Source organism: Streptococcus pseudopneumoniae, from assembly GCF_001072925.1.
Taxonomy (GTDB): domain Bacteria; phylum Bacillota; class Bacilli; order Lactobacillales; family Streptococcaceae; genus Streptococcus; species Streptococcus pseudopneumoniae_Q.
Genome location: NZ_JVHE01000068.1, coordinates 1 through 929, shown reverse-complemented (window position 1 = coordinate 929; position 929 = coordinate 1). Strand labels below are relative to the sequence as shown.

The window sequence follows — 929 nt, the reverse complement described above, 5'->3', positions numbered from 1 at the left end:
GTGATGAAGTAGTACCAATTAACAAGGATTCAATTACTCTCCTTGATGAATCTGGTCAACCAGCAGCCTCAGTAGAGGCGAAATCACCAGCAGGCAAGGTTGTTGGTACATTCACAGTTGATAAGGATACAAGTGTTGTAACCTTCACACCGACTGATAAGTCTTACTCAGGTGATGTCGTTCCGGTTAAGGTTCAAGCCAAGGATGCCAACGGCACTCCAGCTGAAACAACCTACACACCTAAGATTACACCAGTTGTTCCAACTGCAGAAGATACAACATCTACTGACAAACAAGGTCAAACCCAAACAGGTAAACCTAAGTTTACAGAAGGTAACCCAGTTGTTCCAATGGATGATGATGTGCCAGCAACCCTCGAAGATGGTTCAACAACTAAGGTAATTCCAGGTGAAGGAACCTACACAGTAGCCCCAGATGGAACAGTAACTTTCGTTCCAGAAAAATCATTCACGGGCACAGGAACAGGTGTGACTGTTAAACGTGTAGACAAGAACGGTACACCAGTCACAGCTAAGTACATCCCAATGGTGACTCCAGTTACCCCAACTGCAGCACCAGCTGAATCAACAGATATTCAAGGTGCAACGCAAACAGGTAAGCCTGTATTTACTGAGGGCGACAGCCTTGTACCAATGAACGATGACGTTCCAGCTACGTTTGATGATGGCTCAACTACGAAGACAGTGGATGGTGTTGGTACTTACACGGTAGTAGCAGACGGAACCGTAACCTTTGTCCCAGAAAAATCATTCACAGGTAAAGCACCAACTGTAACGGTTGTTCGTGAAGATAAGAACGGAACCAAAGCCTCTGCAACTTACACCCCAACCGTAACACCAGTAACACCAACTGCAACACCAGCGGAATCTACTGGTCCTCAAGGTCTTGTTCAAACTGGAACCGTAACC

1 pseudogene is annotated in these 929 nt (G+C 45.9%); it reads left to right on the top strand.

From position 1 onward, the window contains the following. A pseudogene (locus ADH81_RS04235) lies at positions 1 to 929 on the top strand (CshA family fibrillar surface protein C); the annotation flags it as partial.